At 40.6% G+C, this 16,611-nt stretch carries 15 protein-coding genes; 7 read left to right on the forward strand and 8 right to left on the reverse strand.

Translation table 11 applies throughout. The features are described from left to right. Window positions 1–11 precede the first annotated feature (11 nt). From rpsR to alr, 4 genes are all read left to right on the forward strand, one after another. Window positions 12–239, forward strand: a complete 228-nt coding sequence (gene rpsR, locus FTU36_RS02495) for a 30S ribosomal protein S18 (protein ID WP_004278792.1) — start codon at window positions 12–14, stop codon at window positions 237–239. 9 nt (window positions 240–248) lie between these two features. Next, window positions 249–695 carry a 50S ribosomal protein L9 gene (rplI, locus tag FTU36_RS02500; RefSeq protein ID WP_078188585.1) on the forward strand — a complete coding sequence of 149 codons (447 nt, stop codon included), beginning with the start codon at window positions 249–251 and terminating at the stop codon, window positions 693–695. 238 nt (window positions 696–933) lie between these two features. Further along, on the forward strand, window positions 934–2,373 hold the full coding sequence (gene dnaB / locus FTU36_RS02505; RefSeq protein ID WP_078188586.1) for a replicative DNA helicase: 1,440 nt from the start codon (window positions 934–936) through the stop codon (window positions 2,371–2,373). A gap of 48 nt (window positions 2,374–2,421) precedes the next feature. Continuing rightward, on the forward strand, window positions 2,422–3,495 hold the full coding sequence (gene alr, locus FTU36_RS02510; RefSeq protein ID WP_180116743.1) for an alanine racemase: 1,074 nt from the start codon (window positions 2,422–2,424) through the stop codon (window positions 3,493–3,495). A 96-nt stretch (window positions 3,496–3,591) separates the two neighbouring features. Here the strand turns inward: alr and FTU36_RS02515 are convergent, their stop codons facing one another. From FTU36_RS02515 to FTU36_RS02530, 4 genes are read right to left on the reverse strand one after another with little or no spacing between them, the layout of a single operon-like run. Then, complete coding sequence (locus FTU36_RS02515) at window positions 3,592–4,326, reverse strand: proteasome-type protease (protein WP_180023501.1); 735 nt, start codon at window positions 4,324–4,326, stop codon at window positions 3,592–3,594. Between the two features lie 17 nt (window positions 4,327–4,343). After that, the gene (locus tag FTU36_RS02520; protein WP_180116744.1) at window positions 4,344–5,123 is read right to left on the reverse strand and encodes a transglutaminase family protein; all 780 of its coding nucleotides are present in this window, start codon (window positions 5,121–5,123) and stop codon (window positions 4,344–4,346) included. Beyond that, entirely contained in the window at window positions 5,120–5,722 is a 603-nt protein-coding gene (locus FTU36_RS02525) for an alpha-E domain-containing protein (protein WP_180116745.1), read from the reverse strand. Before FTU36_RS02525 ends, FTU36_RS02520 begins: the two co-directional genes overlap by 4 nt. A gap of 22 nt (window positions 5,723–5,744) precedes the next feature. Beyond that, a complete protein-coding gene (locus FTU36_RS02530) occupies window positions 5,745–7,292 on the reverse strand; it encodes a circularly permuted type 2 ATP-grasp protein (RefSeq protein WP_180116746.1) in 1,548 nt (515 codons plus the stop codon). Between the two features lie 260 nt (window positions 7,293–7,552). Between FTU36_RS02530 and FTU36_RS02535 the strand changes: the two genes are divergently transcribed. Both FTU36_RS02535 and FTU36_RS02540 read left to right on the forward strand, forming a co-directional pair. Then, window positions 7,553–8,551, forward strand: a complete 999-nt coding sequence (locus tag FTU36_RS02535) for a YafY family protein (RefSeq protein ID WP_168377745.1) — start codon at window positions 7,553–7,555, stop codon at window positions 8,549–8,551. A gap of 871 nt (window positions 8,552–9,422) precedes the next feature. Further along, window positions 9,423–11,093 carry an FMN-binding glutamate synthase family protein gene (locus tag FTU36_RS02540; RefSeq protein WP_180076992.1) on the forward strand — a complete coding sequence of 557 codons (1,671 nt, stop codon included), beginning with the start codon at window positions 9,423–9,425 and terminating at the stop codon, window positions 11,091–11,093. A gap of 450 nt (window positions 11,094–11,543) precedes the next feature. Here FTU36_RS02540 and FTU36_RS02545 read toward each other — a convergent pair whose 3' ends face one another. From FTU36_RS02545 to FTU36_RS02560, 4 genes are read right to left on the reverse strand one after another with little or no spacing between them, the layout of a single operon-like run. Continuing rightward, complete coding sequence (locus FTU36_RS02545; protein ID WP_168377747.1) at window positions 11,544–12,587, reverse strand: alpha/beta hydrolase; 1,044 nt, start codon at window positions 12,585–12,587, stop codon at window positions 11,544–11,546. Further along, window positions 12,587–13,726, reverse strand: coding sequence for a YdcF family protein (locus FTU36_RS02550; RefSeq protein ID WP_168377748.1), 1,140 nt, complete (start codon window positions 13,724–13,726; stop codon window positions 12,587–12,589). The genes FTU36_RS02545 and FTU36_RS02550 overlap by 1 nt, the downstream gene beginning before the upstream one ends. A 22-nt stretch (window positions 13,727–13,748) precedes the next feature. After that, complete coding sequence (murB, locus tag FTU36_RS02555) at window positions 13,749–14,783, reverse strand: UDP-N-acetylmuramate dehydrogenase (protein WP_180022008.1); 1,035 nt, start codon at window positions 14,781–14,783, stop codon at window positions 13,749–13,751. A 9-nt stretch (window positions 14,784–14,792) separates the two neighbouring features. Then, window positions 14,793–15,308, reverse strand: a complete 516-nt coding sequence (locus FTU36_RS02560; RefSeq protein WP_180088146.1) for a low molecular weight protein-tyrosine-phosphatase — start codon at window positions 15,306–15,308, stop codon at window positions 14,793–14,795. A 118-nt stretch (window positions 15,309–15,426) separates the two neighbouring features. On the opposite strand from FTU36_RS02560, the gene FTU36_RS02565 reads away from it, so the two are divergent. Next, a complete protein-coding gene (locus FTU36_RS02565; protein WP_180022007.1) occupies window positions 15,427–16,587 on the forward strand; it encodes an iron-containing alcohol dehydrogenase in 1,161 nt (386 codons plus the stop codon). The last annotated feature ends 24 nt before the right edge of the window (window positions 16,588–16,611 follow it).

Genomic DNA, 16,611 nt, shown 5'->3' on the forward strand with positions numbered 1-16,611 from the left:
GAGAACATAACATGGCACGTTTTTACCGTCGTCGCAAGTTCTGCCGCTTTACAGCTGAGAACGTTACGTACATCGACTACAAAGATATCGACACTTTAAAACAGTACATCACTGAAAACGGCAAGATTGTTCCTAGCCGTATTACAGGTACTAAAGCTCGTTACCAACGTCAATTAGCGCTTGCTATCAAACAAGCTCGCTACTTGTCTTTGATCCCTTACACTGACAATCATAAGTGAGGTTGAGCTGTGGATATTATCTTATTACAACGCATTAAAAACCTTGGTAAATTAGGCGATAAAGTTTCAGTTAAAGCTGGTTACGGCCGTAACTTCCTTATCCCTCAAGGTAAAGCAGTTGCTGCTACTGAAGCTAACACTGCTGCATTTGAAGCTCGTCGTGCTGAACTTGAGAAACAAGAAGCTGAGGTATTAGCTGCTGCTCAAGCACGTGCTGACCAATTGAACGAAGTTAACATCGTGATCACTGCTAAAGCTGGTGACGAAGGTAAACTATTCGGTTCTATCGGTACTCGTGACATCGCTGACGCGTTAACTAATGCTGGTCTTGTTGTAGACCGCGCAGAAGTTCGTTTACCAAATGGTGCGCTTCGCAACACTGGTGAATTCAACATCGCAATCCAATTGCATCATGATGTTGTTGCAGAAGTTCTAGTTACTATCGTAGCTGAGTAATTTCTTGCAAAGAAAAGAGCATGCTTACGCATGCTCTTTTTTTATCTGTAAAAAATAGTGCTCCAACTTTTTTATATTTTTAACTCTTCATTCAATTCAATGTATGACGAATTAATCGGAAATACTTGTTCGCATTTCTGTAGAAAACGCCTATCATTTCAGTTCAATGAAGAGTTGAAAAAACTGTAATTAGCACCCATTTCCATCACATTAAATGGTTTCAGCATCAGGGATTTTTATGTCACAGGCGAATGCCAGCAAGCCAAACTCTACGCCAACAGCAAAAACCACAGAACAAAGTTCGTTGAAAGAGTTTCGTACCCCACCCCATAACCTAGCGATTGAACAAGCTGTGCTTGCTGCACTGATGACCGTTGCAGAATCTTTTGAGCAAGTGGGTGATGTACTGACTGAAGCTGATTTTTATGCGACCCGTCATAAATATATTTTCCGTGCCATCGACCAGTTATCAAAAGATAGCTCACCTTATGATGCGGTCTTGGTCAATGACTGGCTGATTAAACAAAACTTGCTCGATGCTGCAGGTGGCGAAGAATATCTGATGCAACTCATGTCAGATTCACCTTCAAGTTTCTATAACCTTGAAACTTATGCTGCAAAAATTAAAGAATTTTCCACTTTACGCAGCATGATTAAAGTCAGCTCGGAGATTTTACAAAATGCCTATGACACCAAAGGTCGTACGGTCAGTGAAATTTTAGATCTGGCAGAAACCAATATTTTCTCGATTGCCGAACAACACAACAATAACGCCAAAGCACAAGGCCCTAAAGCCATTAACTCTGTCGTTGCTAGTGTTTTTGATAAGTTGAATGAACTTTCTCAAACTGAAGGCAGTATCACGGGTTTAACCACTGGATTTGTTGAACTTGATAATAAAACCTCAGGTATGCAAGCAGGCGATTTGATTATTGTGGCGGCCCGTCCATCGATGGGTAAAACTACTTTTGCCATGAACTTGGTTGAAAGTGTGCTGTTTAATAACAACCTGCCCGCTCTAGTTTACTCTATGGAGATGCCCGCTGACTCGATTGCCATGCGTTTGATATCCTCGTTCGGTCGTGTACACCAAGGGCATTTACGTGCAGGTAAAATGGATGCAGATGAATGGTCGAAAGTAACCAGTACCATTGTGCATCTCCAAGAAAAGAATTTGTATATCGATGACTCGTCTGCACTACCTCCAACGGAAGTACGTGCCCGCGCGCGCCGAATTGCCAAAATGCACGGCGGTAAACTTGGCTGCATCATGGTCGATTACTTGCAGCTTATGAAAGTACCCGGTATGGGCGATAACCGTGTTGGCGAGATCTCAGAAATTTCCCGAAGCTTAAAAGCACTGGCTAAAGAAATGCACTGCCCAGTAATTGCACTGTCACAGTTGAACCGATCACTGGAAAACCGTCCTAATAAACGCCCAGTGATGTCCGACTTACGTGAATCAGGTGCAATCGAGCAGGATGCCGATTTGATCATGTTTATTTACCGCGACGAGGTTTATAACAAAGAATCTAAAGAAGCGGGTACTGCAGAAATTATTATTGGTAAACAGCGTAACGGTCCAATTGGTACTGTGCGTCTTGCCTTTGAAGGTCAATACACCAAATTTAGTAACCTCTCCCCTGAGTTTTATGCTCAGTATGATGATGAAGAGTAAAGACTTTTTATCATCCATTAATTCATCGACCCTGTAGGAGTATTTAGGGTGCGCCAAGCTACAGTTTATATTGATCAACAAGCACTTCAATATAATTTAAACCGTGTCAAACAACTTGCCCCAACCGCTAAAATTGTAAGTATGGTGAAAGCCAATGCTTATGGACATGGAGTTAAAGACTGCTTAGCAGCCTTAAAAGACAGTGATGCCTTCGGTGTTGCCTGCCTAGAAGAAGCCTTAGAAATTCGTGAACTGGGTTATGAACAACCCATTACGTTGATTGAAGGCATTTTCTCAGATGATGAAATGCAAATTATCATCGATAAAAAAATTGAATGTGTGGTGCATCATCAGCAACAACTAAATTGGTTACGTGAGCATAAAGATGCCTATATCGCTCAAGGTCTGAAAGTTTGGGTTAAACTCAACAGCGGTATGAACCGTTTAGGTTTTAAAGTGCCTGAAATTATTGATGTTATCAATGCATTAAAGGCGGAAGGTTTTACTTGCGTACTGGCTATGCATTTTGCCAATGCTGACGCAGAAAATCATCCACTAAATGACCAACAACGTGAACAATTCTTACACGTAAAAGAAGCTTGTGCGCCAATCATGGGTTCGTGCTGTAACTCGGCTGCGATTTTCAAATGGCCAGAACTGAATTTTGATTTTGTTCGCCCAGGCATCATGCTATATGGCGCGACACCTTTCTCAGACCGTTCTGTAGAAGCATTAGATCTTAAACCGGTGATGACCTTTACCGCTGAAGTGATTGCTTTAAATACCATTCAAGCTGGTGAATCTGTGGGTTATGGATCGACTTTCGTTGCAGAACAAGAAATGAATCTTGCGATTGTGTCGATTGGTTATGGTGACGGTTATCCACGTGCCTTCCCTAAACAAAACTATGTATCCATCCATGGACAGAAAACGCGTGTGATTGGCCGTGTTGCCATGGATATGATTGCGATTGATATCACCGGTATGCATGCACCGATAGGCACTGAAGTTGAGCTTTGGGGCAAAGATCGTCTGGTTGATGACGTTGCAGAAGCGAACGGAACCATTGGCTATGAATTATTATGCCGTATGAGCGCGCGCCCTGTACGTAAATTAGCTTAATTACGCCAAATCAAAAAGCCCAGATCAAATCTGGGCTTTTTTTTATCTCGCTTTTTTTATTCACTTTTTAAATTGATCGATTTGTTGATCAAATGGTTATTGAAAATAGTCAGCTGTTGGTTTTGCCAATTCAATCAAACCCTGACGCAATGCTTCTGACCAGCCTTTACTGATCATGGTGAAATATGGGTCCTCTTCATAAATGCGCTTACCATTTGGTATTTCTAAACTGTCTTTTTTATAAACCAAAGCATCTAAAGGCATACCCACTGACACATTTGAGCGTATCGTTGAATCAAAAGAAATTAAGCTACAACGCATTGCTTCATCGAGTGGCATATCGTAACGCAAAGTTCGGTCAAGTATCGGCTTACCATATTTACTTTCTCCAATTTGAAAATATGGGGTATCCGGTGTCGCACAAATAAAATTACCTTGCGGATAGATATTATATAGCTGCATATCAGCGCTACCAATTTGACCACCTACTAATAAACTACAGTAATAATTACTTTGTTCTAAAATATCTGAGGTGACATCAGAGATAACTTTTTTTAAGGTATGCCCGACCAATTCAGCCACTTCGAACATCGTATTTACACTATATAAATTCGGCTCTTGTTTGACCTCTAGCTGATTTTGTAAATGCCCGATGACCGCTTGTGTAGTAGCTAAATTCCCAGAGGTTTGGATGGTAATAAATCGCTCACCCGCAATACCAAAGGTATAAAGTTTACGAAAAACTGAAATATGGTCAACTCCTGCATTTGTACGTGTATCACTGACAAACACCATGCCATCTTTTAATCGTAATGCACAACAATAGGTCATTTTTATCCCTCAAATGATTAACAACTCAACACTTGTACAATTGAGCTCATTGACTCAATACCACCTTTATCACGAACACCTCGAACAGGAGCTACATCCCAGTAATCCCGCCCAATCGCGACATAAATATGTGATTGTGGTGTAAATAACTGATTACTGACATCAAAACAAAACCATTTATTTTCGATATAGACTTCTACCCAAGCGTGACTGGCAAGGTGGCTACTATTCGGTACAAATAAATACCCAGAAATATATCGTGCAGGAATACCCAAATAGCGACACATTGCGATCATGACATGAGTATGATCCTGACATACCCCTTGTTTATAATGAAAAGCATCTATTGCAGAAGTACGTACAGATGTCTGATTCGAAACATAGGGAATATGAGTCAAGATCGCTTCAGCCAAACGAATCAGATTGGCACGATTGATACGAGGGACATAACAGTCGGCAAAACTTTTCATGTGAATATCGCACTGCGTACTCGGCGTTGGCTGTAAAAATAATTTTGGGTTTAAATCATCTGCATTTGAATCAGTTGAGCTCAAATTCATCTCTACGATGCCCTGCGCCATAATGGTCATTTGCAGATAAGGTTCGCGCTGCGTTGTGGTCAACCACACATTACCAAAAGTATCCAATTGCATATCACGTTGCCCCGGCACACTCACATCCCAATTTTGCACCTGTTGATGCGCATTAGTGGATGGGGTCATTTTGATATATTGAATGCTTCTGCTAACCACATCAGTGTAAACATAATGGGTCTGATGGTTGATCATGAGCCTCATACAGCCACCTCAAACATATTTTGGATATGATCACTGAAATGGTAAAAATTTTGGCTATTCGGTTGTTGCTTTAGTGCCTGCCATGCCTCTTGCACGTTTTCCCAGCCAAACTGAACCAAAGCGATTACGATATGTTCAATCTTCGCTAGGGTGTATTGAATCTCCTGCTGCATGCGTAACTGGCGATCAAGCTGCTCTATGGCTTGTCCTAAACTAAAAAATAAAAATACATCTTCAGATTCGGACTCTAAAACATCTTGGCAATCTGTTACCACGTCACAGATATAACCCGGGTTATCACTCGCATTACGAATTAAACGGCTGAGTTCTGCATAACTTTTTGCTGAAAGCACACCCCTTAAGTCCTGTATATTACTTTGCGCATATTTAAATTGGCTGGAAAATGACGCCGGTTGCTCCGCATTTAAAACCAATTCATTCATTGAGTCGGCATCGAAGGCTGGTAAACAAAAAGCATGTGCATAGTTCAATGCCGTATCGACATCTTGAAATGGAAAAATACTGCATAAATATTGAGTGCGTGCTAAATAACGTCCCAACCAAAAAATATGTTCTGCATTACTGTTTAATAAAATCATGTTTTGCTCCTTCACTGAAGTGCTATGAGCGTAAATCGTCTACAACCCATGTATCTTTAATCCCGCCGCCTTGTGAAGAATTCACCACCAATGAACCTGCTTGCATTGCAACACGAGTTAAGCCACCCGGTACAATCTCAGTTCGATATGGAGAGCTCAATACAAATGGACGCAGATCAATATGGCGTTCCGAAACACCCGCCTCACTTAGGGTGGGGCTGACAGATAAATTTAAAGTCAGCTGTGCAATATATAAATGTGGTGCTGCGGCCACTTTATCTTTAAAGCTATTTAATTCTTGTAAAGAGGCTTGTGGACCGATCAGCATACCGTATCCACCTGAACCCTGTGCTTCTTTTACTACCAATTTTTCGATATTCGACAGCACATAGTCCAATTCGTTCTGCTCACGACATTGATAGGTCGGCACATTTTTCAGGATCGCTTGTTCGCCTAAGTAGAAATGAATCATTTTATCCACATAAGGATAAATCGATTTATCATCTGCTACGCCTGTTCCCGGTGCATTTGCAATGACCACATTATGTTGCATATACGCTGACATGAGCCCTGCTACGCCCAAAGTACTGTCAGGTTTGAAACATAATGGATCGAGGAAAGCATCATCCACACGACGATAAATTACATCAACCTGTTGTCGACCTTTGATGGTTTTCACATAAACCTTATCGTTTTCTACATAAAGGTCACGCGATGTCACTAAGGGTACATCCATCTCCCTTGCCAAAAAGGCATGTTCATAATACGCACTGTTAAAACGCCCTGGGGTTAAAACCACGATAAACGGGTTATCGACGTAGGCATTTTCTGCAAGAATTTCACGTAAAAGCTGCGGATACTGCTCAATCCCCATAATGTTGCTTTGCTGGCAAAGTTCAGGCATCAGTTTTTGACTGATCTTACGGCTTTCTAGCATATACGACACACCAGACGGTGTTCTAAGATTATCCTCAAGGACGTAAAATTCGCCTGATTGATCTCGGATGATATCAATGCCACTGATTTGGCTATAAATTTTACCTTTTAGCCCATGCATATACATTTGTGGCAAATAGGCTTCATGGGTTAAGACTTGCAGTTCAGGAATAATTCCTGCTTTTAAAATATCTTGTTGATGATAGACATCATGTAAAAACAGATTGAGTGCTTTCACGCGCTGTGCGCAGCCTAGAGATAAATTATTCCATTCCTTTCGTGCAATCACACGCGGAATAAGATCATAAGGTATGGTGCGTTCAATGCCCTCATCTTCGCCATACACTGTAAAAGTAATACCTTCATAGAGAAAATGTTGTTTTGCAACCTGATTTAGTTGCTTCAATTCATCAAGCGTATGCTGTGATAACCACTGCTCTATCCGTTGGCATGATTCTTTAGCTACCGTTTTGCTGTCGCGCATTTCATTAAAAAAATCCGAATTGAATTGATTAAACAGCGCATATCCTCGAGCAAGTGGTAAAGTTTTTAATGTAGAGACAGAAGTATTAACCAACTTTGCCTCATAACCCTCAATTCCATTTGAAGTTGTATTACGATTTTCTTTCAGCATAGCAACTCCATGTTTTTGTCATGTTTTGTAAATCAGATAAAGCAATATATATGCCATCAATACATATGCTGCTTCTCTTTGATTATTTACGCATCATTTTTGCAAAGTGGTACAGCATGTAACTGCTCAAGTTGTGTCAAATTGCGTTATTAAAATCATCTTAGTTTTTTTAGATGAAGACTTGCTTAACGCAGGAAGATTTCTTATTGTGTCCCACAGCATCATTTTATTCATTTAAGTCCAAGTTCAAGCACTAGATTATGTCTTCACAAGAAAAAGAAACGTCGAACAGCCTCTATCGTCAGTGGCAAATTCTTTCACGACTGTCCACAGGTAAGTGGATGGGTACCCGTGAATTACAAGAAATACTGAACCGTGAAGGCATTGATATCAGCCTACGCACCATTCAGCGTGACTTAAATCAAATTTCTCTACGTTTCCCAATTGAGAGCAGTAAAACAACGCCGCAAGGCTGGCGTTGGCGTTCTGATGCACCGATTCAAAGCCTGCCTCATATGACCAGCTCACAAGCGGTCACCTTTATGATGGTTGAGGAGCATCTAAAGCATTTGCTTCCGCCAAGCTTAATTGAAGAAATGAATCCTTGGTTTGACCTCGCACGTCGAAGTCTGTCGTCGCAAAATAATGTCCGTCAGTGGATTAACCGCGTGCGGATCGTGCCAGCTACTCAGCCATTGATTCCTCCTGTGGTTGAAAAAGTCGCACAGCAATCGATTTATGAAGGCTTACTACAAGACAAACAACTGGAATGTCTATATCAAGGTCGTGGACAACAAAGCGAAGAAAAGACCTATATTTTAAATCCACTGGCGTTGGTCCAAAAAGGTGCAATTATTTATTTGGTGTGCACACGTCATGACAAAACAGACATCCAAACCTTTGCTTTACATCGTTTTAAATCAGCTACAGTCTTAAATTCACGTGCATTACACCCTGTCGATTTTGATATTGATGCCTATATTGACTCTGGAGCGCTTGGCTTCCGTGTGGACTTCAATAAGCCGACTGAAATGATTCAGCTCAAATTAACCATGTCGGAATCAGAAGCAGTTTATTTTGAAGAAAGTCAGCTAAGTAAAGATCAAGTGATTCAAAAAACCGAAGATGGCTGGGTTGAAGTTAGTGCAACAGTACCATTTACCTCTCAGTTAACATGGTGGCTGCGTAGTTTTGGGAAAAAGATTCAGAAAATTGAACCTGAAGAAGTCGCTATAGTTGTACAACAACGCAATGATTAAACCGATCTAAGGTTTTCTACTATCTTAAATACTAACTAATGTTACGCACATAAAAGTAATTTCGCATTTTAAAAATGATTTTTAAGTCTATTCGACGGAGTCTTACATCTAGGGTTTAAATAAAGGAATTAGCCTTCGGCTGGAGGTACTTTTGTTTCGGCAAAATGAGAAGCAAAGCTTCGCAAGGAAACCATCTTGCGGTGCAATGCACCTCACTGACAAAACTCGTTCACTAACGTCTACTTATTCAAAGTATCGCAAAAACATTTTTAAATAAATGTAGTCCTGTCTCAAACACTTGCGGATGACCTTACCGCGTATCATTCTTTTATTTGAGGTGACAACTTCTAACGCATAATGAATATCTAGTACATTATTTATGCTTAGATTTTCCCTTAAAATATCAACACATAAAAAAGTCCCAACGCTGGGACTGGATAATTTCTTAGAATATTTTTGTAATTTTAGTCGTTTAGGTCAAAGGAACTACAGCATAAGTATCTGCTGAATACCTTATACCATAGCGCTAATTTCTCATGGCTATAATCAATTACTGACATAGGCAGGCTAGGTCGGCATTATTATAACGAATAGATTTCATAGTCATATTCAGCACCTCGTGTTTAGAAAGTAAAATCACTTTAACCTCCATTTTGCGTACTGTGAAATAACAAGAACCGCGCTGCTTTTCACAAATTTTCTTAAAGAAGATTCCTGCTTTTCTTATCTGATTTGGCTTTAAATGAAAAATTCATCCAACTTCAATGTTGTTTTTTATAAATGCTACACTGAATCAACAAATTAAAGCTTGAGCATTGTGCATAAACTCGGCAAATTATGAGCAAATGAGCTGAATAAGATTTTTCAAAATATGGCCAGTCCAGCGCAAACTATTCGCCACAAGCTACTAAATACTTTTTTTTCTCGGCATTCAATTTGGTTTGCTTGTATTTTTATCTTCCTACTCATTTCGAGTTTTCATTTAGGTTATTCCCCTCGTTATATTCAATATTTTATTCCACAAACCTTATTGAATAGTATCTGGGTCATTACTGGGCTTTTAAGCTTATTGGGTTTGTATGACGTCATACAAAACAAACATTCGATCTTAAAAAATTACCCCATCATGGGGCACTTTCGTTTTCTATTTGAAGAATTTCGACCTGAAATTCGCCAATATTTTATTGAATCTGATCAAGATGCACTGCCCTTTTCTCGTATGCAACGTAGCTTGGTCTATCAACGTGCAAAAAACCAAAATGCAGATAAACCATTTGGTTCAATTGTTGATGTTTACCAAAATGATTACCGCTTTATCAATCACTCCTTGTCACCTTGCATTCCTGCCATTCCTGAAACATTCCGTATTAACATCGGCAATGAGCAATGTAAGCAACCGTATAGCGCATCGATATTAAACATCTCTGCGATGAGCTTTGGTAGCTTAAGTGCCAATGCCATTCGTGCCTTAAACTTAGGCGCAAAAATGGGCAAGTTCTACCATGACACCGGTGAAGGCAGTATTAGTCCGTATCATTTGGAAAATGGTGGCGATATTGTTTGGGAACTCGGTAGTGGTTATTTCGGTTGTCGTACGATTGATGGTCAATTCGACCCTGTACGTTTTGCTGAACAAGCCAAGCACCCTCAAGTCAAAATGATTGAGATCAAATTATCTCAAGGTGCAAAACCAGGCCATGGTGGCATTTTACCTAAAGACAAAATTTCCGAAGAGATTGCTCAAATCCGTGGTGTCAGCCGTGAACATGACTGTATCTCTCCATCTAGCCATCCTGCCTTTAGCACCCCTATTGAAATGATGCAATTTATTCAGCAATTGCGCGAACTGTCAGAAGGCAAACCTGTGGGTTTTAAACTGTGTATCGGGCAACCATGGCAATTTATGAGTATCGTAAAAGCCATGTTACATACAGGGATTACACCTGATTTTATCGTAGTGGATGGTTCTGAAGGTGGGACTGGCGCAGCGCCAATTGAATTGATCGATAATATGGGTACACCCCTGCGTGAAGGCCTACTCTTTGTTAATAACACCCTGATTGGTGCAGGCTTACGTTCAAAAATTAAAGTCGGTGCCAGTGGTAAAATTATTAGTGCTTTTGATATTGCCAGTACCATGGCAATTGGCGCAGATTGGGTCAACTCAGCTCGTGGCTTTATGTTTGCAGTTGGGTGTATTCAAGCTCAAAGCTGTCATACCAACCAATGTCCTGTTGGGGTTGCAACACAGGACAAAGACCGTCAAAAAGCCATTCATGTTCCTACAAAGGCAGAACGTGTTTTTAATTTCCACAAGAACACCATGCATGGTTTATCTGAACTTATTGCCTCAGCAGGTTTACAACATCCATCGGATATCCGTGCACACCATCTAGCGCAGCGCATTAATAACCGTGAAATTAAAAACTATGCACAGCTACATTTTTGGTTAAAAGATGGTGAGCTGCTCAGTTGTGAAAATAAAGATGAAGAAAACTTCTATTTCCGTATGTGGAATATGGCACATCTAGAAAAGTTCTAATCCCTACCGCATAAAAAAGAGGCGACCACGCCTCTTTTTTTCGTCTAGATCCATCACACTGATTAAGGTAAGCTGTGCTCAATCGTCAATTAGTAACTGATGTTACGCGCGTAAAAGTAAATACGCATTTTTAAAATAATTTTTAAGCCTATTCGACGGAGTCTTACATCTAGGGCTTAAATAAAGGGATTACCCTTCGGCTGGAGGTACTCTTACGAAACGTTGTTTCTCATTCGGCAAAATGAGAAGCAAAGCTTCGCAAGGAAACCATCTTGCGGTGCAATGCACCTCACCGACAAAACTCGTTCACTAGCGTCAAATTATTCAAAGTATTGCAAAAACATTTTTGATTAGAAGTAGTCCTGTCTCAAACACTTGCGGATGAACTTCCCGCGTATCGTACTTTTATTTGAATCAAATTACGCTCCTGATGTTAGTGCGTAACATCAGTTAGTAATAAGACTTACTATTCGATTGAGCATGCAAGAATGCCGGGATCAAACCTGTTAATGCAGCACGAATATCGGCACGTTCATTAATCAGCTGATGTGAACCTTCTTCAAGCATGAGAAGCGTCTGTAAACGGAATTTACGACGTATAAACTCAATGTTATAACGCCAATCCACCGTTTGATCCTGTGCGCCTTGAGCTAACCACACTGGAATACGACACGCAGGTCGTTCTTCCATTTCCTGCATCCATTTTGACATGGCCAAAATCCAATCCATCCCCATCATTCGAGGTTGTAGAGGATCCTTTAAACGTACAAAACGTAAAAACTCAGGGTTGTGATTATTCCGTCTAAAATGACGTGGCACTTCACGTTTAATACGACGAATAATGCCTAATCCAACCGAGTTATGCCACCATGCCGTTTTTGCAGGACGAATCAGCGGAGATAATAATAAAACCCGTTCGACATAAGGGTTTTTGCGATGTTCAGCAAAATCTAACAGATGATGCAGCCAAATCGCACCACCCGTACTCTGCCCAATCCCTAACCACGGTGTCGGTAATTGAGCTGCATGTTTCACATAACGATATACCGCTTCCAAAACTTGTTGGTAATGGTCAAAGTTTTGAATACTGGCTGGCGAGCCATTGCTTAGACCATGCCCCGGTAAATCATAGGTCAAAACACTAAAACCTTGATCTAAGAGCTCACGAATAATCGGCTGATATATTCCACTATGCTCTAAATAACCATGTAATAAAAATACAGTGCCTTTAATGACATCTGTTTCAGCCTTTAGTTTCGGTTGAAACACTTGTACATGTAGTTTGAACAAAGGCATTTCTACATAGCCTTGCCAATGTTCGCAGTTCAAGGCATCTAAGCCGTAGAGTCGTCGATAAGATTGTATTTCGACACTAGGCTCAAACGGCCGATTTAAATTTAGCGGTTCTAATAATTGTGGGGTTAATTCTCGACTTGGAACAGGAAGATCTAATTGTTTAAGGATCGAAGGATTAAGAAATGGGATATCTGACATTATGGGACCTCCCGACAGTCACTTGAGCCAAACCAAACGTCACGTAAGGTAGCTAATAATTCATAATTGGCACGACGACTATGGTCATAATTTTTTTCACTTGGTCGCCATGTGGTTAATGTCGTTGGCATAGGTGCAACAACAGGAACGGTTTCGATACCATTTAATGCAAATAAACGCCGTGTTCGAGGCATATGATATTGGTCGGTGATTAAAATAACCGTCGGTGCGCCGCCTTTTTTCTGTAAAAGTAACGAACTAAAGCGTGAATTTTCGCAAGTATTCATACTCCGGTTTTCAAGCAATTTCGCATCGACATCATATTGCTTTAACCAAGCTTGCATATACGGTGCTTCCACACCACTCAGTACAATCGGTAGCTTATGTGTGCGTTCGACATCGAGTGTTTTTTCCAGTCGAAGTCGTGTGTAGTCATTCACCACGATATCTTTATCATTTTTATCTAAAGTTAAGCCACCACCTAACACCACGATCGCATACGGATCTGCGGTTGGCTGCTTCAGGGTTTTATCTTTCATTTTGGCCAGATCAAGATATGTTTCATCATCGATCGGTTCCGCTTCTGAAGCAGCTTGCTCAATTTCATGAGTTTTTAAGAACTCTGTATATTGCGTCATGAGTCCTTTATTTTCCGCACTATTGAGTTCGAGCAGCTCTTTCATTTTTTGAGCAGGATTTTCCGCCATTGCTTCAGAGGATGCCGCCTCGGATGCAGAAGGATTCAGCAAAGGAACTTTCGGTATGTCCTTTTGATTATCACTTATTTCTTTTTCATGTTCTTCTTCAATGAGCTGCTGTAAAGCCTTATAACGCGCTTGTATAAGGGTCAAGTCTTGAGGCTCATCAGACTGTATGGCTTGCTCCATGAGTTTTAAATACGCTTGGCGCGCGATCCATAAGTCAGAACCCGGCTCATAATTATCATCATCACTCAAAGCACCGAGTTTTTGACTTTGCGCTGCGAGCTGATTGACTTCTACAGGAACGAAATAATTTAAACTTTTAACGATCAATTTAGAATAAAACGGCGTATAGATAAAAATCATCAGACAGCCCAAAAGTACAAATAGCACTGCGGCAATTTGTACTAAGCGAACCATCCAATGTGTTTTATGCATAAATCTAAAACCTATGTTTTTATTAATCTGCGTGAGATCGAATCAAGCCATTTGTATCAAATAATACAGGCTCAGGATGTAGTTCAATATTAAATTTTTCAAAAACATCATGTTGTACAGCTTTGTAAGTTGTACGTACATCTTGCAGCGTGGCGTCCTGATAATTGACCAACACCAAAGCTTGCTTATGGAACATACCCACTGAACCCACAGATTTCCCTTTCCAACCCGCTTGATCAATCAACCAGCCAGCTGCCAGTTTTACCGCATTATTCGGTTGTGGATAATGGGGTAAATTTGGAAATTGCAGCGCAATTTGGTCAAAGGCTTGCTGGCTAATCACAGGATTTTTAAAGAAACTTCCGACATTTGGAAATTCTTTCGGATCTGGAAGTTTGGTTTGACGGATATGAATGACTTGTTGTTGTAGGTTTTCTGCACTTAAGTCTTCGCCTACCGCCTGCTTTAAATCACCATAATTTAATTTTAAATCGGCATGTTTTAAAAGTTTAAAAGTCACATGCGTAATAATAAAACGCTCTGGCTCATCTTTAAAAATACTATGGCGATATGAAAAATGACAATCGGCAGCGCTAATACTACTTTGCTGTTCTGTTACTCGGTCATAGACCTGCACAGATTCAATAAATTCACCCGCCTCAACACCATAAGCTCCAATATTTTGCACAGGTGAAGCACCGACTAAACCGGGTATCAATGCTAAATTTTGTAAGCCATAAAACTGGTGTGTCGTCGTCCATAGCACAAAGTCATGCCACACTTGCCCTGCACCCACTTTTAAAGTTTGGGTTGCGGCATCGTCTTGTACATATTCAATACCTTGAATATCCATGTGCATCACTAAAGCATGTATTTGCTCAGGCAACAGCATATTACTGCCCCCTGAAAGCACCAATACATTTAATTGCTCAGCTTTGGCAAAGTCGAGCGCTGCTTGGATATCTTCGACAGATTGAACACGTACATAATGAGATGCAACAGCATCGAGGCTTAATGTATTAAATGGCTTAAGCTGAACCTGTGTTTGAATTTGCATTCTTAAACCTTAATTTTTTTGCTGTGCTTGTAACTGAGTTTTTAAATAATTGACCCAAGCCTGACTGCTAGATTCGCATTGATCTAATACATGTTCAAACCCTGCATCACCACCATAGTACGGATCTGGTACTTCTTGTTGCGGATATTGGTGATCATGTTGACTCATCAAAGACACTTGGGCACGTAGTTGACCGAATTGTTGCTGCGCCTTTTGCATGAGGTTTTGAATATTGTCTAAATTTTCGTAGTCCATGGCCAAAATCAAATCAAATTCAATAAAATCATGAACCGTTAACTGACGTGCGCGTAATGCAGATAAGTTATAGCCTCGTAATTTTGCATGCTGTTGGCTACGAAGATCAGGCGCTTTGCCCGGATGATAATTGCTCGTACCCGCAGAGTCGACGTGAATATTGAGTTGCGCTTCATCACAAAAATGTCTAAAAACCACTTCAGCCGTAGGTGAACGGCAAATATTTCCTAAACAAACACACAACACCTTATATGGCGTGCTGGATGACATAACAACCTCAAGACTACTTTTATTTCAAGCGTCTTATGTTAAGTTATTTACAGGATGAATCCTATATCAACACTCAAGAATAATGTTTATTTGGATATAAAAAATTAGGGATAAGCCAATGAGTCAATTTCAGTTTCAAACCGTCAGCAATATTATTTCAGGCTTAGGCTCTATTTCCCAACTGAGAGAGGTCCTAGGCGACTTTCAAGCCAAACGTGTCATGCTTGTGACCGACCCCGGTATGTTGCAACAACAATTACATTTACCCATTTTGGATATTTTAGAAAGTATCCATCAAGATTATGTGATTTATTCCAGTATTCAAGCTGACCCTGCAGAACATATAGTTTTGGATGCAGTTCAATTTGCCAAGAATGAAAAAGTGGATTTGATTATTGGTTTTGGCGGTGGCAGTTCAATGGATGTGGCTAAAATTATTGCGATCTTGGCTCATCCTAAGCAAACACAACAGATCAGTGATTTATATGGTGTTGCTAATGCAAAACGACCACGCTTACCGCTCATTTTGATCCCGACAACGGCAGGGACCGGCTCTGAAGTCACACCAATCTCTATCGTCACTACAGGTGAAACCACCAAAACTGGTATCGTCTCCCCTGTACTGTATGCCGATGTCTGCATCCTCGATGCGAACTTTACATTAAATCTTCCCGCACATATTACCGCAGCGACAGGTATCGATGCCATGGTGCATGCCATTGAAGCCTATACATCAAAAATCAAAAAAAATCCGTATGCGGATATGCTCGCCAAACAAGCTTTGCGTTTATTAAATAAAAACTTAGCACTGGTTTTACAAGATGGACATAACCTCGAAGCGCGTCAGCACATGCTAGTCGGTTCAATGCTTGCAGGTCAGGCCTTTGCTAATGCACCAGTTGCAGCGGTGCATGCACTCGCCTATCCACTCGGTGGACACTTTCATCTCTCGCATGGTCATACCAATGCACTGGTTCTCGCTGAAGTGTTAAAGTTTAATGCACCTCAGGCCAAGCAGCATTATGCAGAACTTATGAGTTGGCTAGACCCATACAGTACGGGCTGTACCGATGGTTTATGTGATTTATTTATTGATCATATGCAAAATCATTTAGATCAGAGCGGTTTAGTGCTTAAACTCAGTCAACTCAATGTGCCTGAAAATATGCTCGATCGTTTAGCAGAAGACGCATTATTACAAACACGACTATTACAAAATAATCCGCGAGAACTGCAGTTTGAAGATGCTCGCCAGATTTACCAATCAATATATGCCTAAAGTTCACTCATTTTTGAAATAAAG

It is taken from the genome of Acinetobacter sp. YH12096, from assembly GCF_013419215.1.
Classification (GTDB): domain Bacteria; phylum Pseudomonadota; class Gammaproteobacteria; order Pseudomonadales; family Moraxellaceae; genus Acinetobacter; species Acinetobacter amyesii.